Here is a 3,592-nt window from a genome sequence, read left to right on the forward strand (position 1 = left end):
GACCCTCGAACGCGGGCCCGGCGATCTCTCCGTATGGCGACCCCAACAGCCGGTCACGAGCTCGGCCTACCGCGCCCCGATCGCCCGGCGGCCATGGCCGCCGGGCACCCACACCACGTTCAGCAGCAGCTTGACGCGGTTCCGCTGGTTGCGGGTTCCGTCTCGGCCGCCGGGGTGCAGCAGGCGCTCTCGGCGGTCTTCTTCAACTGCGGGGAGTCGGCCTTGACGGTGTAGACCTCCCAGGGCTCGTTGCCGGGGCCGCGTACCCAGACCTTGTCCTGGAGGGCGTAGCAGCACTCGGTGTTGTTCTCCTCCAGCGTGATCAGGCCGGAGTCGGTGAGGCGCTGGGTGGCGGCGTTGACCTCGTCGGTGCTGAACACCTCGACGCCCAGGTGGTCCATGACCGTCGGCTGGTCGGCCTCGCCCTCGAGGAGGACGAGCTTCAGGGGCGGGTTCTCGATGGCGAAGTTGGCGTAGCCGGGGCGACGCTTGGCGGGCCCGACGCCGAACAGCTTCGAGTAGAAGGCCACCGAGCCTTCAAGGTCAGACACGCGCAGAGCGAGCTGGATACGAGACATGATTTCTCCTCCTGACGGGTTCAGCGGACGTAGTTGGTGAGAGCAGTGGTGCGGGTGCGCTCGTAGCGGGCGTCGGCGCGGCAAGCCGCGGTGCACCCCTGTCCACACGACTCGCAGAACGTCACGCCTTGGACGTCGACGTGGCGGCGACGGAACAGCTTGATCATCGCTTCGTCCTTGCCTAGATGATTTTCGAAGCAGGACCCACGTTGCACCCTGTTTTGAAATCTGTCAACCTAGAGGCATGTCGAAACAAGCGCTGCCGGTGGTGGATCTCAACGCGGTCGCCTGCTGCTCCCCCATCGCCGCTAGCCCGATGGACGCCGATCAGGCGACGATGGTCGCGCCGATGTTCAAGGCCCTCGGTGACCCGGTCCGGCTGCGGCTGATGTCGATGATCGCTTCGGTTCCCGAGATCTGCGTTTGCGACCTGACCCCGGCGTTCGACCTGTCCGGGCCGACCATCTCCCACCACCTGAAACTGCTGCGGGAGGCGGGGTTGGTCGACTCCGAGCGGCGCGGCACCTGGGTGTGGTACCGGGTGAGGCCAGAGGCGTTCCGGCAGCTCGGCGCGCTGCTGGAGGTCTCCTCCGCCCCGGCCGCCGGTGGCACCGCGTGAGCCTTACCCTGACCCGGCGGGCGTCGGCGGAGTTCGCCGGCACCGCCCTGCTGGTTGCAGCCGTGGTCGGGTCCGGGATCGCCGCCGCCCGGCTCTCCCCCACCGACGTCGGCCTCCAGCTCCTGGAGAACGCGATCGCCACTGCCCTCGCGTTGGGCGCGCTGATCCTGACCTTCGGGCCAGTGTCCGGGGCGCATTTCAACCCGGTCGTGTCCGCCGTCGACTGGTGGCTCGGCCGCCGCGCCGGCACCGGCCTGACCGGCCGCGACCTCGCCGCCTACACCGCAGCCCAGACCGGCGGCGCGATCACCGGAGCAGTCCTGGCGGACCTCATGTTCGGGCTGCCCGCCGCGACCTGGTCCCGCACCGATCGCACCGGTGGGAACCTCTGGCTGGCCGAGGTGGTCGCCACCGCCGGCCTGGTCGTCCTCGTCTTCGCCCTCGCCCGCAGCGGCCGCACCGCCGCAGCCCCGGCCGCGGTGGGCGCCTACATCGGCGCGGCGTACTGGTTCACGTCCTCGACCTCGTTCGCCAATCCGGCCGTCACCATCGGCCGGGCCTTCACCGACACCTTCGCCGGCATCGCCCCATCGTCCGTGCCCGGCTTCATCGCGGCCCAGCTCGTCGGGGGTCTGGTCGCCGTCGCTGCCCTCGCCGCCTGGTACCCCGACGCCGCCGACTCCGCCGACGTCGTCGTCGTGCCGCACCTTGCCCAGGAGAACCGATGACTGCTCCCGCCAGCACCGCCGGCATCACCATCACCGCAATGGGCGACCAGCACGCCGATGTCGTGCTCGACATCTACCGGCTCGGCATCGCAACGGGCCACGCCACCTTCGAAACGGAGCCACCGACCCTGGGGGCGGTTCACCGCGACCCGGCTGCCTGACCATCGTTGGGTGGCTGTCGACTCCGCCGGCCGGGTCCTCGGCTGGGTGGCCTGCTCGGCCGTGTCCGACCGGTGCGTCTACGCCGGGGTGGTCGAGCACTCCGTCTACGTCCACCCCGACGCCCGCGGCCGAGGAGTCGGCCGGCTTCTGCTCGACGCCCTGATCGCCTCCACCGAGCAGGCCGGCATCTGGACCATCCAATCCGGCATTTTCCCCGAGAACACCGCCAGCCTCGCCCTACACACCGCCTGCGGTTTCCGCACCGTCGGCACACGCGAACGCGTCGGCCGCCACCACGGCATCTGGCGCGACGTCACCCTCATCGAACGCCGCAGCCCCACCGTCGTCTGATCGGATCTCACGAATGACCGACAAGCCCAGCGTCCTGTTCGTCTGCGTCCACAACGCCGGCCGCTCCCAAATGGCCGCCGGCTGGCTGCGCCACCTCGCCGGCGACACCATCGACGTCCGCTCCGCCGGCTCCGCCCCCGCCGACCAGGTCAACCCGGCCGCCGTCGAGGTCATGCGCGAGGTCGGCATCGACATCACCGACCAGACCCCCAAGCTCCTGGAGTACGAGGCCGCCGAGTCCTCCGACGTCATCGTCACCATGGGCTGCGGCGACGCCTGCCCCGTCTTCCCCGGCAAGCGCTACGAGGACTGGAAGCTCGAAGACCCGCGCGGCAAGGGCGTCGACGCGGTCCGCCCGATCCGGGACGAGATCCGCACCCGGGTGGAGAAGCTCCTCACCGAACTGCGTCCCACCGCCTGACCAACCCGCCGGCGCTGCCCGTCCGCCCGTCACCGCTGGGCGGGGGACGACACTCGCTCATCCGGCCGTTTGACACGGCCGGGCCAGGTCAACACGGCTCCCTGCCGGCAAACCGACGGTGAGCGGGTACTGGTTCAACCGGCGTATCGATGGTGTTGGTGCAACGATGGAAGGCGTGCCAACTGCAAAAACTGCTACACCTGCCATCTCGCCGCTTGCAGGCGAGCCGATCAAGCGCGCCGATGCCGAACGGCTCGCGGGAGTGCTGAAGGCGGTCGCCGACCCGGCCCGGCTGCGACTGCTCAGTCTGATCCAGTCCGCTCCCGAGGGCGAGGCGTCCGTGAGTGACCTCACCGCGCCGCTTGGTCTCTCCCAGCCGACCGTGAGTCATCACCTTCGGATCCTCACCGAAGCCGGCCTACTCGAGCGCGAGAAGCGGGGCGTGTGGGCGTACTACCGGCTCGTGCCGTCCGCGATCGCGGCGATCGCCGACCTGTTGACTCCGCCCCGCAAGCGGGCGACGAAGAAGGCCCGCTGAGCGGCACCCCTCGAAGGCCAGCGCCCAATCCTGCGGATGCCGGCACTGGCGTCCGCACTGGTCACCGCCGCGTCGACCGCGGTGGCGATAGCCGACCGGGCGACGCTCCTATGCCGCGTCAAGCGTTTGGGGTGGGTTTTCGAGGCGTCGGTAGATTTCGCGGGCGACGTAGCGTTTGAGGCAGCGTTTGATCTC

At 69.8% G+C, this 3,592-nt stretch carries 5 protein-coding genes and 2 pseudogenes; 5 read left to right on the forward strand and 2 right to left on the reverse strand.

What is annotated here, in order from left to right; all coding sequences use genetic code 11:
• Positions 1 to 119 precede the first annotated feature (119 nt).
• A complete protein-coding gene (locus tag ABT006_RS34855) occupies positions 120 to 578 on the reverse strand; it encodes an ArsI/CadI family heavy metal resistance metalloenzyme (RefSeq protein ID WP_350712731.1) in 459 nt (152 codons plus the stop codon).
• A 20-nt stretch (positions 579 to 598) separates the two neighbouring features.
• A complete protein-coding gene (locus ABT006_RS34860; protein WP_350712732.1) occupies positions 599 to 745 on the reverse strand; it encodes a hypothetical protein in 147 nt (48 codons plus the stop codon).
• A 77-nt stretch (positions 746 to 822) separates the two neighbouring features.
• Between ABT006_RS34860 and ABT006_RS34865 the strand changes: the two genes are divergently transcribed.
• The 5 genes and pseudogenes from ABT006_RS34865 to ABT006_RS34885 all read left to right on the forward strand — a co-directional run bounded on the left by ABT006_RS34865 (position 823) and on the right by ABT006_RS34885 (position 3,397).
• Entirely contained in the window at positions 823 to 1,197 is a 375-nt protein-coding gene (locus ABT006_RS34865; protein WP_350712733.1) for an ArsR/SmtB family transcription factor, read from the forward strand.
• Positions 1,194 to 1,901: pseudogene (locus ABT006_RS34870) on the forward strand (aquaporin); the annotation flags it as partial. The gene ABT006_RS34865 and the pseudogene ABT006_RS34870, both read left to right, overlap by 4 nt.
• Before the next feature lie 62 nt (positions 1,902 to 1,963).
• A pseudogene (locus tag ABT006_RS34875) lies at positions 1,964 to 2,438 on the forward strand (GNAT family N-acetyltransferase).
• A gap of 13 nt (positions 2,439 to 2,451) precedes the next feature.
• On the forward strand, positions 2,452 to 2,859 hold the full coding sequence (locus tag ABT006_RS34880; RefSeq protein WP_350712734.1) for an arsenate reductase ArsC: 408 nt from the start codon (positions 2,452 to 2,454) through the stop codon (positions 2,857 to 2,859).
• A 166-nt stretch (positions 2,860 to 3,025) separates the two neighbouring features.
• Entirely contained in the window at positions 3,026 to 3,397 is a 372-nt protein-coding gene (locus ABT006_RS34885; RefSeq protein WP_350712735.1) for an ArsR/SmtB family transcription factor, read from the forward strand.
• The last annotated feature ends 195 nt before the right edge of the window (positions 3,398 to 3,592 follow it).

Source organism: Micromonospora sp. NPDC002717, from assembly GCF_040295705.1.
Classification (GTDB): domain Bacteria; phylum Actinomycetota; class Actinomycetes; order Mycobacteriales; family Micromonosporaceae; genus Micromonospora.